This window comes from Actinoplanes sp. NPDC026670 (assembly GCF_040638175.1).
In the GTDB taxonomy this organism is placed as follows: Bacteria; Actinomycetota; Actinomycetes; order Mycobacteriales; family Micromonosporaceae; genus Actinoplanes.
This window is the reverse complement of sequence record NZ_JBEZXU010000063.1, coordinates 19,556-33,410: the sequence shown is the minus strand read 5'-3', so window position 1 is coordinate 33,410 and position 13,855 is coordinate 19,556. Positions and strand designations below refer to the sequence as shown.

13 protein-coding genes are annotated in these 13,855 nt (G+C 69.2%); 8 read left to right on the top strand and 5 right to left on the bottom strand.

The features are described 5' to 3' along the window. The first annotated feature begins 102 nt into the window (after positions 1-102). The 6 genes from AB0E94_RS40865 to AB0E94_RS40840 all read left to right on the top strand — a co-directional run bounded on the left by AB0E94_RS40865 (position 103) and on the right by AB0E94_RS40840 (position 5,918). Entirely contained in the window at positions 103-813 is a 711-nt protein-coding gene (locus AB0E94_RS40865) for an ATP-binding cassette domain-containing protein (protein WP_360337764.1), read from the top strand. After that, positions 810-1,589 carry a hypothetical protein gene (locus tag AB0E94_RS40860; RefSeq protein ID WP_360337761.1) on the top strand — a complete coding sequence of 260 codons (780 nt, stop codon included), beginning with the start codon at positions 810-812 and terminating at the stop codon, positions 1,587-1,589. Before AB0E94_RS40865 ends, AB0E94_RS40860 begins: the two co-directional genes overlap by 4 nt. After that, positions 1,562-2,119, top strand: coding sequence for a hypothetical protein (locus AB0E94_RS40855; RefSeq protein ID WP_360337758.1), 558 nt, complete (start codon positions 1,562-1,564; stop codon positions 2,117-2,119). The genes AB0E94_RS40860 and AB0E94_RS40855 overlap by 28 nt, the downstream gene beginning before the upstream one ends. Before the next feature lie 155 nt (positions 2,120-2,274). Then, positions 2,275-3,123, top strand: a complete 849-nt coding sequence (locus tag AB0E94_RS40850) for a CDP-alcohol phosphatidyltransferase family protein (RefSeq protein WP_360337755.1) — start codon at positions 2,275-2,277, stop codon at positions 3,121-3,123. A 161-nt stretch (positions 3,124-3,284) separates the two neighbouring features. Then, entirely contained in the window at positions 3,285-5,486 is a 2,202-nt protein-coding gene (locus tag AB0E94_RS40845) for a carbohydrate-binding module family 20 domain-containing protein (RefSeq protein WP_360337752.1), read from the top strand. A gap of 108 nt (positions 5,487-5,594) precedes the next feature. Further along, complete coding sequence (locus tag AB0E94_RS40840) at positions 5,595-5,918, top strand: hypothetical protein (protein ID WP_360337749.1); 324 nt, start codon at positions 5,595-5,597, stop codon at positions 5,916-5,918. Between the two features lie 9 nt (positions 5,919-5,927). On the opposite strand, the gene AB0E94_RS40835 is transcribed toward AB0E94_RS40840, so the two are convergent. The 4 genes from AB0E94_RS40835 to AB0E94_RS40820 all read right to left on the bottom strand — a co-directional run bounded on the left by AB0E94_RS40835 (position 5,928) and on the right by AB0E94_RS40820 (position 10,708). Continuing rightward, positions 5,928-6,587, bottom strand: coding sequence for a hypothetical protein (locus AB0E94_RS40835; RefSeq protein ID WP_360337746.1), 660 nt, complete (start codon positions 6,585-6,587; stop codon positions 5,928-5,930). An 83-nt stretch (positions 6,588-6,670) separates the two neighbouring features. Next, on the bottom strand, positions 6,671-8,368 hold the full coding sequence (locus AB0E94_RS40830; protein ID WP_360337743.1) for a glycerol-3-phosphate dehydrogenase/oxidase: 1,698 nt from the start codon (positions 8,366-8,368) through the stop codon (positions 6,671-6,673). 2 nt (positions 8,369-8,370) lie between these two features. Further along, complete coding sequence (gene glpK / locus AB0E94_RS40825) at positions 8,371-9,873, bottom strand: glycerol kinase GlpK (RefSeq protein ID WP_360337740.1); 1,503 nt, start codon at positions 9,871-9,873, stop codon at positions 8,371-8,373. Continuing rightward, positions 9,866-10,708 (bottom strand): MIP family channel protein, encoded by an 843-nt coding sequence (locus AB0E94_RS40820; protein WP_360337737.1) that lies wholly within the window; start codon positions 10,706-10,708, stop codon positions 9,866-9,868. Before AB0E94_RS40820 ends, glpK (AB0E94_RS40825) begins: the two co-directional genes overlap by 8 nt. A 124-nt stretch (positions 10,709-10,832) precedes the next feature. On the opposite strand from AB0E94_RS40820, the gene AB0E94_RS40815 reads away from it, so the two are divergent. After that, on the top strand, positions 10,833-11,585 hold the full coding sequence (locus tag AB0E94_RS40815) for an IclR family transcriptional regulator (protein ID WP_360337734.1): 753 nt from the start codon (positions 10,833-10,835) through the stop codon (positions 11,583-11,585). A 49-nt stretch (positions 11,586-11,634) separates the two neighbouring features. After that, entirely contained in the window at positions 11,635-13,128 is a 1,494-nt protein-coding gene (gene glpK / locus AB0E94_RS40810) for a glycerol kinase GlpK (protein WP_360337731.1), read from the top strand. A gap of 218 nt (positions 13,129-13,346) precedes the next feature. Here the strand turns inward: glpK (AB0E94_RS40810) and AB0E94_RS40805 are convergent, their stop codons facing one another. Then, positions 13,347-13,589: a hypothetical protein gene (locus AB0E94_RS40805; RefSeq protein WP_360337728.1), complete on the bottom strand. Its 243-nt coding sequence runs from the start codon at positions 13,587-13,589 to the stop codon at positions 13,347-13,349. Positions 13,590-13,855 lie beyond the last annotated feature (266 nt).

Sequence of the window (13,855 nt, the reverse complement as noted above, 5' to 3'; positions counted from 1 at the left end):
CGTCGGCCGGCTGGGTGGGGTCGGACCTGGGTCGTAGGTGACGGGTGGAAGTACGGAGCACGGTCCGATGTGTAGGGCGAGTGGCGCGGTTTGACTGGCGGCATGATTGCTGTCGAGGGTGTTTGCCGGGTCCGGGGCCGCTCCCGGGTTCTGCACGAGGTCAGTTTCACGGCGCGGCCGGGGCGGGTCACCGGGTTTCTCGGGCCCAACGGGGCCGGCAAGACGTCCACGTTGCGGGTGCTTCTCGGGCTGGACCGGCCGCAGGCGGGGCGGGCCCTGATCGACGGGCGGCGGTACGTGGAGCTGGCTCGCCCGCTCACCGTGGCCGGGGCGCTGCTGGACGGCAGTGGGGCGCACCGTTCACGGACGGCGCGGGCGCATCTGCGCTGGATGGCGGTGAGCAACGGGCTGCCGGCGAAGCGGGTGGACGAGGTTCTGGAGATCGTCGGGCTGACCGGGGAGGCCGGGAAGCGGGCCGGGCGGTATTCGCTGGGGATGAGCCGCCGGCTGGGGCTGGCCGCCGCGCTGCTCGGTGATCCGCCGGTGCTGATCCTGGACGAGCCGGTCAACGGGCTGGACCCGGCGGGGATCCGGTGGATGCGGGCGTTCCTGCGGGACAGCGCCGCCGAGGGGCGGACCGTGCTGCTGTCCAGCCATCTGATGGGTGAGCTGGCGGAGACCGCCGACGACGTGGTGATCATCGACCACGGCGAGGTGGTGGCGAACGGGACGCTGGCCGAGGTGGTCGGCGAGCACCCGACGCTGGAGGACGCGTTCCTGGCCCGGACCGCCGGCGAGGGAGCGTCCTGGTGAACGCCGAACCTAACAAAAGGGACATGTGGATGGGGCTGGTCCGGGCCGAGTTGCTCAAGCTGTTCAGCCTGCCGACGGCCTGGGTGGGGATGGTGCTGGGGCTGGTCGCGGCGCCCGCGCTGGTGTTCCTCAGTGCCGGCGGGACACGGAAGGCGATCACCGAGGGGTTCATCCGGGACGCTTCGGACGCCGCGTTCCAGCCGCTCGGGATCGGGCTGCTCGGGGCCCTGATCCTCGGGGTGGTGGTGGTCAGCAGCGAGCACACGTCGACCGGGGAGGACTCACCGGGGGCGCGGCAGCTTCAGGCCACGCTCGCCGCGATGCCCCGCCGGGGGCGGCTCGTCGTCGCCAAGGCGGTGGCGCTCAGCCTGATCGTCGCGGTGCAGGGCGTGATCACCGCGGTGGCGACACTGGCGCTGAGCGGGATGGTGCTCGGCGACCTGGTTCCGGCGCCCTCGCCGGGGCGGGCAGCCGCCGCGGTCCTCTACTGGGTGCTGATGGGGCTTCTCGCGTACGCGCTGACATTGATCTTCAAAAGCGGCATCGTCACGCTGACCGTGCTGATCGTGAACATCTCGGTGGTGTCGGTGTCCTATCTGCTGACGAAGGTGACGCCGCTGGCCGCCTACCTGCCGGACATCGTCGGCCCGCAGATGTTCCTGAACCAGGTCGGTGACGTGCGGATCGCCCCGGCGACCGCCGGTGTGGTGATGACCGCCTGGGTGATCGCGCTGCTCACCCTGGGTGGGTGGCTGTTCGATCGGCGCGACCCGTGATCCCGGCGGCCGGGGCCGAGGTGATCAAGCTGGTCACCCTGCCGTCGATCCGGCTCACCGTGGCGCTGACCTGGGCGGTCACCGTGCTGCTGGGACCGGCCGACCCGCCCGGCGGGGTGGTGCAGTACTGCCGGGTCGGCGTGCTGGTGCTGGGGGTGCTGGCGGCCGGCCACGAGTACCCGGGGCAGATCGGGGCCACGCTGCTGGCGGTGCCGCGGCGGCCGCTGCTGGCGGTGGCGAAACCGGTGGCCCTGGTGGTGACGGCCGGCCCGGCGGTGCTGGTGGCGGCGCTGCTCGCCGGTGAGCCGGGCGCGACGGGCGGCCTGCTGCTCGATCTGCTGCTGGCGGCGGGGGTGGCCACGGTCGTACGGCATCCGGTCGGCGCTACGGCGGTGCTGCTCACGGCGTACCAGATCGTCGTGCCGTTGATCCGCGCCCAGCTGCCGGCGGTCGCGCTGCCGCCGGCACCGGCCTGGGCGGCCGCGATCGTCGCGACCGCGGCGGTGACCTTCTGCCTGCGAGACGCTTGAGCGAGGCCGGAAAGAGACCGGAAAGTGGCCGGGATGCGGGATGGCGGGCGCTTGACGCTCCGTAGTTGAATGCCGGTCAGGGCGGGGACCCTTGATGTGCACGTTTCATTCACCTGCACGGCCCCGCGCTGTACACCCCTCGAGGAGTTGTAACGATGGCGCAGCGCCCGTCGCTCGCGGAAGTCCGCGAGCGCACCTATAAACGCCGGGACGCCTGGTGGACGGTGTGGCTTGTCGATCCACTGGCCGGCCCGCTGGTTCGCCTGGTGGCGCCGTGGAAGTGGGCGACCCCGAACTTCCTGTCGCTGTCGGCGTTCGCCGTGGGGCTGGGTGCGGCGGCCTGTTTCTGGCAGGGCGAGTACCCCTGGTTGCTGGCCGGCGCTCTGCTCTTTCATCTGGCTTTCGTGCTCGACTGCATGGACGGCAAGATCGCCCGGCTGAACGGGACCGGGTCGATCTTCGGCACCTGGCTGGACTACGTCTTCGACCGGCTGCGGGTGGTGACGTGTTCGCTGGCCCTGTTCGGCGGGCAGTGGCACCTGACCGGCAACACGGTCTACCTGTGGCTGGCCACTCTGGTGATCTTCCTGGACATGTTCCGCTACCTGAACGCGCTGCAGATGCAGAAGGTCAAGCTGAGCATGAAGGAGAAGCTGCTGGAGTCGACCGGGATCGCCGCCACCGACTACGTCGAGGAGACCGACGACGAGGTGGTGGAGCCGGGCGACGAGGAGACCGCCCGGGTCGACGTGCACGGTGACTTCCGCAAGCGGTTCGGCCTCTTTCTGCAAGTTCGCAACTTCTTGCTACGGCAGCGCATCCGCGTACACCTGTTCAGCGGCATCGAGTTCATGATGTTCGTCTTCATCGTCGGCCCGCTGATCAACCAGATCGTGGTGGTGACCATCGTGTCCGGTGTGCTCCTGCTGGCCTTCGAGGCCCTGCTGGTCTTCAAGCTCTGGACCACTACCAGGACGTTCCACAGGAGACTTGCCTCACTCTGACAGTCAGTCCACAGAAGCCCCGGCGGTCTCCGCCGGGGCTTCTTTTCATAGGCGTGTACCTCTTTACCAACTCGACACAGCTTGGTAACTTCCTGAAATTGCTTGCAAGAACTTGCAAACAAAGTTCCCCTTCGCTCTCGCCCCCGCAGAAGAAGGCACCCATGAGACAGCGATCTCGCAGACTCCTCGTCGGAGCTGTCACCACTCTTGCCGCCCTGGCCTCCGGCATCGCCGCCGTGACCGTCGCCGGCACCGCTTCGGCCGCCGTCAGCCTGAACAGCAGCGACGTCACCGCGAACCTGTGGTCGTGGAACTGGAACTCGGTCTCCGCGGCCTGCACCAACCACCTCGGGCCGGCCGGCTACGGCGCGGTCCAGGTCGCCCCGCCGGCCGAGTCGGTCAGCCTGGCCACCAGCGACTCCGGCGTGCACCCGTGGTGGGAGATCTACCAGCCGGTCTCCTACAACCTGACCAGCCGGTTCGGCACCCGGGCCCAGTTCTCCAGCATGGTCACGGCCTGTCACAACGCCGGCGTCCGGGTGTACGTGGACGCCGTGGTCAACCACATGGCCGGCGCCAACAACTCACTGACCACCACGTACGGCGGCTCGACGTTCAGCCCGTCCGGCTACACCTACCCGGCCGTGCCGTACAGCTACAGCGACTTCCACCACGCGAACGACGGCTACTGCTCCGACGACGACGCGGTGATCGACGACTGGAACAACGTCGCCGAGGTCCAGAACTGCATGCTGCTGTCGCTGTCCGACCTGAAGACGCAGGACAGCGGCGTCCAGACGAAGATCGCCGCCTACCTGAACGACCTGGTCGGCCTGGGTGTCGACGGCTTCCGGGTGGACGCGGCCAAGCACGTGGCCAAGGCCGACTTCGCGGCGATCATCGCGAAGCTCAACAACACCACGGCCGAAGGGGTGAAGCCGTACATCGCGCAGGAGATCTTCACCGGGGCGTCGAACAGCGAGCTGCTGCCGTCGGCGTTCACCTCCAACGGTGACGTGCTCGGCTTCTCCTACGCGATGGGCCTGAAGACCCAGTTCAACAACGGGACGCTGGGCAATCTGTCGACGATCCCGTCGTGGAGCCTGGACGCGACGAGCGCGCAGACCGCGGCCATGGTCACCAACCACGACCTGGAGCGCGACGGCACCACGCTGCGTTACCAGGACGGCACCAAGTACACCCTGGCGAACTACTTCCTGCTGGCCTACCCGTACGGGCAGCCGTTCGTCTACGACGGTTTCACCTTCTCCACGTCGAGCACCGGCCAGTCGCCGCCCGCCGACTCCAGCGGTTTCGTCACCGACACCAACTGCTCGAACAGCGCGTGGCAGTGCCTCACCCAGTCCACCGGGGTCAAGGGCATGGTCGGCTGGCGCACCGCCACCCAGTCCGTCACCACGGCCTCCAACTGGACCACCACCAGCGGAAACGTGATCGGTTTCAGCCGCGGCTCGCTGGGCTGGTTCGGCCTGAACAACTCGTCCAGCGCGTCGACCGCCACGTACACCACCGGCCTGGCCGACGGCGCCTACTGTGACCGGATCACCGGCGGCGCCAGCTCCACCGGCTGCAACGGCACCACGATCACCGTCGCCGGCGGCACCGCGTCGGTCACCATCCCGGCCAACAGCGCGGTCGCGATCGACGTCAACGCGAAGCCCGGAACGAGCACCTCGTCGCCGACCACCTCACCGTCGGCGAGCACGTCCAGCTCCGCAACCCCCTCACCGAGCGTCACCACCAGCGTGGGTACGGTCCAGGCGACCTTCAACGTCTACGCGACGACCTCGACCGGCACCGACGTCTACGTGGTCGGCTCGAATGCGGCGCTGGGCAGCTGGAACACCGCGAACGCGATCAAGCTGTCGGCCGCCGGGTACCCGATCTGGTCGTCCGCGGTCACGGTGCCGTCCAACTCGAGTTTCGAGTACAAGTACATCAAGAAGGACGCGTCCGGAAACGTCACCTGGGAGAGCAACGCCAACCGGGCGGTCAGCACCGGCAGCGCCGCGATCACCTACACCAACAGCTGGAACGTGGCGAACGCCAGCGCCACCACGGTCACCTTCAACGAGACGGCGACCACCACCACCGGCACCAACGTCTACGTGGTCGGCTCGATCGACGCGCTGGGCGCCTGGAACACCACGAACGCCATCCCGCTCTCGTCGGCGGCCTACCCGACGTGGTCGAAGCCGGTGGTCGTCCCGCAGGGCACGACGTTCCAGTACAAGTACATCAAGAAGGACGCCTCGGGGAACGTGACCTGGGAGTCGGGCAGCAACCGCTCGTACACGACGGGCACCGCCACGGCGTACACCGTGAGTGACACCTGGAAGTGATCTGAACGGCGGCGGCCGTTCCCCGGAACCCGGGGAACGGCCGCTTTTTTGCCCTTTTTGTCCATAGACTCGGCACGGATCGGCCGGATGGACGAAATGAGGGGAAACATGGTCAACGCCGCGAATCAGCAGACCCGGGCCACCGGTTGGCTGGTGGCCGAACTGCACCGGATCCGCCAGGTCCTCGACGTCCTGCCGCTGCCCGAGAAGACCGTCGCGGCAGCGCACAGCGAGCTGGGCGAGGCCGAGATCCTGCTGCTCTATCCCGAGCCGGACCCGCGACGGATCGGGGCCGCCCTGGAGCGCCTGGCGCTCGTGCTGGCCGCCTCCGGCGCGCTCGACCACGCCGGCCAGGCCCTGTCCGGACCGCTCGGCACGCTCGCCGACTGGGTCGGCGAGCGTGGCCTCACGGTGCGTCAGCTACTGGCCTGAAACCGCCGGTCAGGCGTTGGTCACCCACGAGCCCGAGGCGTCCACGATGATGTTCTGGCTCTGCCGCTGACCCGACGTGAAGTCGATGACGCACTGGTACGAGCCGACGCCCATCTCGTCGATGTCGACGGCCGAGCAGGTGGCCCCGGTGACCTCGGCCGGCTCGCCGGTCGGGGTCTTGAAGTCGCCGTTCGCCACGACCTCCTCCTGGAGCCAGGCCGAGGTGAACGCGTCGTCGGCCAGCTCGACCTGCTCGACCGGGGCCTCGGTGGCGACCACCTCGGTGGCCGGCACGGCCGACTGCACGGGCGCCGCCGCCGGCGGGGCCGCGCTGGCGACCGCGTTGGTGACCGCCGGGGTGGTGGACTTCGCCGCGCCGATCGAGCTGATCGCCCCGATGATGCCGCCGACCGCCCACACCACCGCGAGCGTGATGCCGAACGTCACCCAGTACTTGTTGGTGGGGAACCCGGCGTTCTTGGCCTTGCTGGAGCGGCGGGCCGCCGAGATCGCGCCGAAGACCCCGAAGATCGCGGTGAACGCGATGACCGGCCCGACACCCGGCACCTTGAACTGCGGCACCGACGGGTAACCACCCTGCGGCGGAGGCGGGTAGGCACCCATCGGCTGCTGCGGGTACGGCGTGGTGGGGTCGTACTGAGTCGTCATCTCGGGCCCATCCGTGGTAGGGATCACGCTTGCGCCCTCAGTGATCGACCCTCCGGGGTCGCGGTTGAGGCAACCCCGAAACGTCAGACGACGCGGACCGGCACCACGTCCGGCGCCCCGAGCCGGGCGGCGTCGGCGGTCTCGTCGTCCTGCTGCTCCTGCGAGGCCCGTTCCGCCTCCACCCGCAGGCGGTAGTTCTCCACCTCCCGTTCGCGCTGGGACGGGCTCCAGCCGAGAACCCGGCCCATCAATTCGGCGGCGTGCGGAGCCGCCACCACACCCCGGTCGAAGGTCTCGATCGAGATCCGGGTACGCCGGGCCAGCACGTCCACCAGGTGACGGGCGCCCTCGGCGGCGGCCGCGTAGACGAACTCGGCCCGCAGGTAGTCGTCGGCGCCCTCGATCGGCCGGCCCAGATCCGGGTCGTCGCGGATCAGGCCGAGCAGCTCGTGGGTGAGTGAGCCGTACCGGCCGAGCAGGTGCTCGACCCGAGCCACGTGCAGGCCCGACTCGGCGGCCAGCAGGCCCCGGCGGTTCCACAGTGCCGGGTAGCCGTCCGCGCCGAGCAGCGGCACCCGGTCGGTGACCGAGCGCGGCACACTGCGGCCCAGGCTGTGCACGCAGGCGTCGACGGCATCCCTGGCCATCACCCGGTACGTGGTGTACTTGCCGCCGGCCACCACCACCAGCCCCGGGACCGGGCTGCTCACCGAATGCTCCCGGGACAGCTGCGACGTCGACTCGGACTCGCCGGACAGCAGCGGCCGCAGCCCCGCGTAGACGCCCTCCACGTCGGCCCGCTCCAACGGCCGGGCCAGCACCTTGTTGACCTCGGTGAGCAGGTAGTCGATGTCCTTCGCGGAGGCCGCCGGATGCGCCTTGTCCAGGGACCAGTCGGTGTCGGTGGTGCCGACGATCCAGTGCCGCCCCCACGGGATCACGAACAGCACGCTGCTCGCGGTCCGCAGGATCAACCCGGTCGACGAGTGGATGCGGTCCCGGGGCACCACCAGGTGGATGCCCTTCGACGCCCGGACGTGGAACTGGCCGCGCTCACCGACCAGGGACTGGGTGTCGTCGGTCCACACCCCGGTCGCGTTGATCACCTGGTGGGCGCGGATCTCGTACGTCCGGTCGTGTTCGAGGTCGTGTACCCGTACCCCGGTGACTCTTTCGCCCTCCCGGAGGAAACCGACGACCTCGGCCCGCGTCGCGACGTGGGCCCCGTGGGCGGCCGCGGTCCTGGCCAGGAACATGGTGTGCCGGGCGTCGTCCACCTGTGCGTCGTAGTACTGCAACGCTCCGACCAGCGAGTCCCGGCGCAGCGCGGGGCAGGCGCGCAGGGCGCCGCGACGGGTCAGGTGCCGGTGGCGGGGAAGCGACCCGGACAGGGCCATCGTGTCGTAGAGGGTCACTCCGGCGCCCGCGTAGACCCGCTCCCAGCCGCGGTGCTTGAGCGGGTAGAGGAACCGGACCGGCCGGGCCAGGTGCGGCGCGAGGCGTTGCAGGATCAGCCCTCGCTCCCGCAGCGCCTCGCGGACCAGCCCGAAGTCCAGCATCTCCAGGTAGCGCAGACCCCCGTGGATGAGTTTGCTGGACCGGCTGGACGTGCCGGAGGCGAGGTCGCGCGCCTCGACGAGCCCCACGGTCAGTCCCCGTGTGACCGCGTCGAGCGCGCACCCCGCCCCCACCACTCCCCCGCCGATCACCAGCACGTCGACCTCGGTCGCCGACAGGGCCTCCAGGGCGGCGTCCCGGTTGGAAGGAGAGAGAGCAGTCATGATCAGTCCACGTCCACCCAGTCGAGGGTTCGCTGCACCGCCTTCTTCCACCTGCCGAAGCCCTGGTCACGCTGTTCCGCCGACCAGTCCGGCTGCCAGCGCTGCGACTCGTTCCAGTTCTCCCGCAGCTCGTCGGTGTTCTTCCAGAAACCGACCGCCAGCCCGGCCGCGTAGGCGGCGCCCAGCGCGGTGGTCTCGGCGACGACCGGGCGGCTGACCGGCACGCCGAGCACGTCGGCCTGGATCTGCATGCAGAGGTTGTTGACGGTGATGCCGCCGTCGACCTTCAGCACGTCCAGGGTGACGCCGGAGTCCTGGGCCATCGCGTCGACCACGTCCCGGGTCTGGTAGCAGATCGCCTCCAGGGTGGCCCGGGCGATGTGCGCGTCGGTGTTGAACCGGGACAGCCCGACGATCGCGCCGCGGGCGTCGGAGCGCCAGTAGGGCGCGAACAGGCCGGAGAACGCCGGGACGAAGTAGACGCCGCCGCTGTCCGGGACCTGCGACGCGAGCGTTTCGCTGTCGCCCGCCGACTTGATGATGTGCAGCTGGTCGCGCAGCCACTGGACGGCCGAGCCGGTGACCGCGATCGAGCCCTCCAGGGCGTAGACCGGGGCGGCGTCGCCGAACTTGTAGCAGACCGTGGTGAGCAGCCCGTTCTCCGAGCGGACCAGGTTGGTGCCGGTGTTGAGCAGCATGAAGTTGCCGGTGCCGTAGGTGTTCTTGGCCTCGCCCGGGCTGAAGCAGACCTGCCCGACGGTGGCCGCCTGCTGGTCGCCGAGGTCACCGGTGATCGGCACCTCGCCACCGAGCGGGCCGGGGACCCGCGCGACGCCGAACCCGGTCGGGTCGGACGACGGCCTGATCTCCGGGAGCATCTGCCGGGGGATATTGAAGAACGACAGCAGCTCGTCGTCCCAGTCCAGGGTCTCCAGGTTCATCAGCATGGTCCGGCTGGCATTGGTCACATCGGTCACGTGGTTGCCGGTGATGTTCCACAACAGCCAGCTGTCGGTGTTGCCGAAGATCGCGTCGCCGCGCTCGGCCGCCTCGCGCACTCCGTCGACGTTCTCCAGAATCCACTGGATCTTGCCGCCGGAGAAGTAGGTGGCCGGCGGCAGCCCCGCCTTGCGCCGGATCACATCGCCACGACCATCGCGATCAAGGGCAGAGGCGATGCGATCGGTACGGGTGTCCTGCCACACGATCGCGTTGTAGTACGGCCGCCCGGTGTGCCGGTCCCACACCACCGTGGTCTCGCGCTGGTTGGTGATCCCGACCGCGGCCAGGTCGGACGCGCTCAGGTTCGCCTTCTGCATGGCGGTCCGCACGACGGTGACGGTCCGGTCCCAGATCTCGATCGGGTTGTGCTCGACCCAGCCGGCCTGCGGCAGGATCTGCTCGTGCTCCAGCTGGTGCCGGGCCACCTCGTTGCCGCCATGGTCGAAGATCATGAACCGCGTGCTGGTGGTGCCCTGGTCCACTGCGCCCACGAAGTCAGCCACGGGTCGCCTCCACTTCTGCCTCGTCTCTCGGGGTCGGGACGCGCCCCACCTCCGGCTCCTCGGCCGACGGCAGGAAACGCCCGATCAGAGTCTGGTACAGCCCGGCGCCCACGATCCCACCGATGACCGGCCCGACGATCGGTATCCAGAAGTAGAGATACCCCGTCTGGTCGCGGAACGCGCCCCCGTAGCCGGTCAGGAAACTGGCGAGTCGCGGGCCGAAGTCACGGGCCGGGTTGATCGCGTAGCCGGCGTTGGTGCCCCAGGCCATCCCGATCGCGACCACGAGCAGGCCGATCACGACCGGGCCCAGGTTGGCCGCCGGTGCGGTGTTGGCCATGTCGGTCAGCGCCAGGATGACGAAGAGCAGGATGGCCGTACCGATGATCTGGTCCCGGAAAGCGCCCCATTCGCTCACCGGGAGCGTCCCGTTGCCGGGAAGTGTGGAGAAGACGCCCTGCGTCTTGATCGTCAGGCCGGGGTCGGCGGCGTGCAGGACCTCGGTGTAGTTCCAGCGCACGATGAGCGCCGCGACGAACGCCCCGAGAGTCTGCGCCAGCGAATAGGGGGCCACCTTCCGCCAGGAGAAGCCCTTGAAGACGGCGAGCGCGATGGTCACCGCCGGGTTGAGATGCGCGCCGCTGACCCGGGCCGCGACGTAGACGCCGAGAGTGACGCCCAGGCCCCAGGCCCAGGCGATGCTGTCGTGGTCCCCGATGCCGGCCGCGGCGACCTGCGCCACCACCCCCACGCCGAACAGAATGAGAATCATGGTGCCGGCGAACTCCGCCGCGAGCTCCCCGGCGAGTCCTGGAGTCTTGAATCGTGTAGCCATGCTCCCTCCCCTGCTAGATGCCTCGGACGTTATGAAGGGGTCCGGAAGGGGGCAATGAACGCCGGTCGGCATTGTCGAACATCCATAACTGCGAGTCGTCACACGGTGGCATAGAGTCCGAAACATGCCCGGGACGGTGCAGTCCATCGAACGAGCGGCCGCGATTCTGCGGACGCTCGCCGGTGGTCCGGGCCGCCTCGGGCTCACCGAGATCGCCCGCACCCTGGACCTGGCCAAGGGCACCACCCACGGCATCCTGCGCACCCTGCAACTGGTCGGGTTCGTCGAACAGGACCGGGTCTCCGGGCAGTACCAGCTCGGCGGGGCGCTGCTCCACCTGGGCACCAGCTATCTGGACATCAACGAGCTGCGGTCCCGGTCGATCAACTGGGCCGACCCGCTTGCCGCCCGCAGCGGCGAGTCGGTCCGGATCGGCACCGTCCTGGAAGGCCGGGCTCTCGTCGTCCATCACGTGTTCCGGCCCGACGACACGTTCCAGACCCTCGACGTGGGCACGCTGCTGCCGCTGCACGCCACCGCCCTCGGCAAGGTGCTGCTGGCCTACCGGGCCGGTGGCCCGGTTCCCGAACTCGAGACCTTCACCCGGCTCACCCTCACCGATCCGCGTGCGCTCACCACCGCATTGGAGGCGGTACGCGACGCCGGCTGGGCCAGTGAAGTCGAGGAGTTCCTGCTCGGGCAGGCGGCCGTGGCGGCGCCGATCCGTGGCTACGGCGGGCTGGTGGTCGGCGCGATCGGCATCTCCGGCCCGGTCGACCGGGTCTGTGACAGCCGCTACCGGCCACGCGCCCACCTGGTCGGCTTCGTCCGCGACGCCGCCCGCGCCATCTCCCGAGATCTGGGGGCTACCCGATGATCTCCTATCGCCTTTCCGGCTCGTCCTTCCTTCGCCCGGGGGTGGCGCCATGACCGACAGATATGTGGTCGCCATCGATCAGGGCACCACCTCGACCCGGTGCATCGTCTTCGACCGGCGCGGGCAGCTGGTGTCGCTCGCCCAGCAGGAGCACAAGCAGTACTTCCCCCGGCCCGGCTGGGTGGAGCACGACGCCATGGAGATCTGGCGCAATGTGGAACGCCTCGCGCCCCGGGTCCTCTCCCGCGCGGGAATCCGTCTCGACCAGGTGGCCGCGGTGGGCATCGCCAATCAGCGGGAGACGACAGTCATCTGGGACCGGCTGACCGGCGCCCCGGTCGGGCGGGCCATCATCTGGCAGGACACCCGGACCTCCCCACTCGTCCACACGCTCGCCTCATCGCCGCTAGCTTCGGACATTTCCGAAATTTCGGGTTTGCCGTTGGCGACCTACTTCTCCGGCCCCCGGCTGCGGTGGATGCTCGATCACACGCCCGGCCTGCGGGAACGCGCCGAACGCGGCGAGGTCCTCTGCGGCACGATGGAGACCTGGCTGATCTGGAACCTGACCGGCCGCGCGCAGCACGTCACCGACGTGACGAACGCCAGCCGCACCATGCTCCTCGACGTGCGGTCCCTGGACTGGTCCCCGCGTGCGCTCGACTTCTTCGGCATCCCCCGCGCGATGCTTCCGGCGGTGCGGCCGTCGATCGGCGGCTTCGGCACCGCGTCGGAGGGATTCCCCGGGGTACGGATCGGCGCCGCGCTCGGCGACCAGCAGGCGGCCCTGTTCGGGCAGACGTGCTTCACCCCGGGCGAGGCCAAGTGCACGTACGGCACCGGCAGTTTCCTGCTCCTGAACACCGGCACCGACCTGGTCCGCTCGGACAACGGGCTGCTCAGCACGGTCGCCTACCAGATCGCCGGCGGCCCGGCCGTCTACGCGCTGGAGGGTTCGATCGCGATCACCGGCTCGCTGGTCCAGTGGTTCCGCGACCAGTTGGAGCTCATCTCCAGCGCGCCCGAGATCGAGACCCTGGCCCGGACCGTCGCCGACAACGGCGGCTGCTACATCGTGCCGGCGTTCTCCGGTCTCTACGCGCCCTACTGGCGCAGCGAGGCGCGTGGGGTGATCGTGGGCCTGACCTCGTACATCACCAAAGGTCATCTGGCCCGTGCGGTGCTGGAGGCGACCGCCTGGCAGACCCGGGAGGTGGTCGACGCGATGAACGCCAACTCAGGTCTCACCCTGACCACCCTCAAGGTGGACGGCGGGATGACCGCCGACAACCTCCTGATGCAGATGATCGCCGACGTGCTGGACGTGCCCCTGGTCCGCCCGCTCGCCGTGGAAACGGTGTCGCTGGGCGCGGCATACGCGGCCGGCCTGGCCGTCGGTTACTGGCCCGACCTGGACGGCCTGCGCCGCAACTGGCACATCGCCGGCCAGTGGATGCCGGCCATGGACCCGGGCGTCCGCAACGTGGAGTACACCAACTGGCGCCGAGCCGTAGAACGCACCTTCGACTGGATCCAGCCCTAGACCTTCGCCCCTCTCCCTCCGCCCACGCCGCCCCTTCCCCTTCGCCCCCTCCGGGATTCACCCGAATCGGCATCTGCTTCGACGCCCCGGCCCGGCGCGAACTCAGCCACGACCCGGGAGCGGCCGGCTCGCAGACTGCAGGTCCCGCTTGGTGGCCTGATGACAGTTCCGGAAAGAAACCGGGCCTTGCATGAAGCCGATCACATCCTCACCTCAATTCAGTTGAAGATCCTGTCAAGAACTGCACAGGAAACCCCGAAGACCAGATTGGCATGATCGAATTCTGACATTTCCGTTGCGGGATCGGGGAGAATTAATGCATGGGACAAGGGTCGCTGTTCAGCCGGTCGGAAATTGCGTCGATGCGGGATCGGACCCGGTCTCGGAAACATTCTCCAGCCGCCGAGGAGTTCCGCCGCGAGCACGAGCGGCACCGAGCGTGGGGCCTGCGGCAGCGCCATGCCGTGAAGCTTCGACGGCTCCACGGGAGCGAGCCGGCGCCTGCCTCACGGTGCATGAGCCCCGAGACACCGGCCCGGCAACCAGTCCCCGCACACACCACACCTGTCGTCGAGGCCACCAGCCCGCACACGACAACACGTCCGGAAACCAAGGCACCCGTCACAGCCTGCACCAACCCGCAGATTCGACGTTCGGGGGCATTCCCAGCCGTGGCCGCGCCTCCGACGGCATCAGAGACATCGACGGCCCCGTCCGGCGGGTCGCC

Coding starts and splice junctions, on each gene's coding strand:
- AB0E94_RS40865 (WP_360337764.1), top strand. CDS start 103: ATGATTGCTGTCGAGGGTGTTTGCCGGGTCCGGGGCCGCTCCCGGGTT.
- AB0E94_RS40850 (WP_360337755.1), top strand. CDS start 2,275: ATGGCGCAGCGCCCGTCGCTCGCGGAAGTCCGCGAGCGCACCTATAAA.
- AB0E94_RS40845 (WP_360337752.1), top strand. CDS start 3,285: ATGAGACAGCGATCTCGCAGACTCCTCGTCGGAGCTGTCACCACTCTT.
- AB0E94_RS40840 (WP_360337749.1), top strand. CDS start 5,595: ATGGTCAACGCCGCGAATCAGCAGACCCGGGCCACCGGTTGGCTGGTG.
- AB0E94_RS40835 (WP_360337746.1), bottom strand. CDS start 6,587: ATGACGACTCAGTACGACCCCACCACGCCGTACCCGCAGCAGCCGATG.
- AB0E94_RS40830 (WP_360337743.1), bottom strand. CDS start 8,368: ATGACTGCTCTCTCTCCTTCCAACCGGGACGCCGCCCTGGAGGCCCTG.
- AB0E94_RS40820 (WP_360337737.1), bottom strand. CDS start 10,708: ATGGCTACACGATTCAAGACTCCAGGACTCGCCGGGGAGCTCGCGGCG.
- AB0E94_RS40815 (WP_360337734.1), top strand. CDS start 10,833: ATGCCCGGGACGGTGCAGTCCATCGAACGAGCGGCCGCGATTCTGCGG.
- glpK (WP_360337731.1), top strand. CDS start 11,635: ATGACCGACAGATATGTGGTCGCCATCGATCAGGGCACCACCTCGACC.
- AB0E94_RS40805 (WP_360337728.1), bottom strand. CDS start 13,589: ATGGCGCTGCCGCAGGCCCCACGCTCGGTGCCGCTCGTGCTCGCGGCG.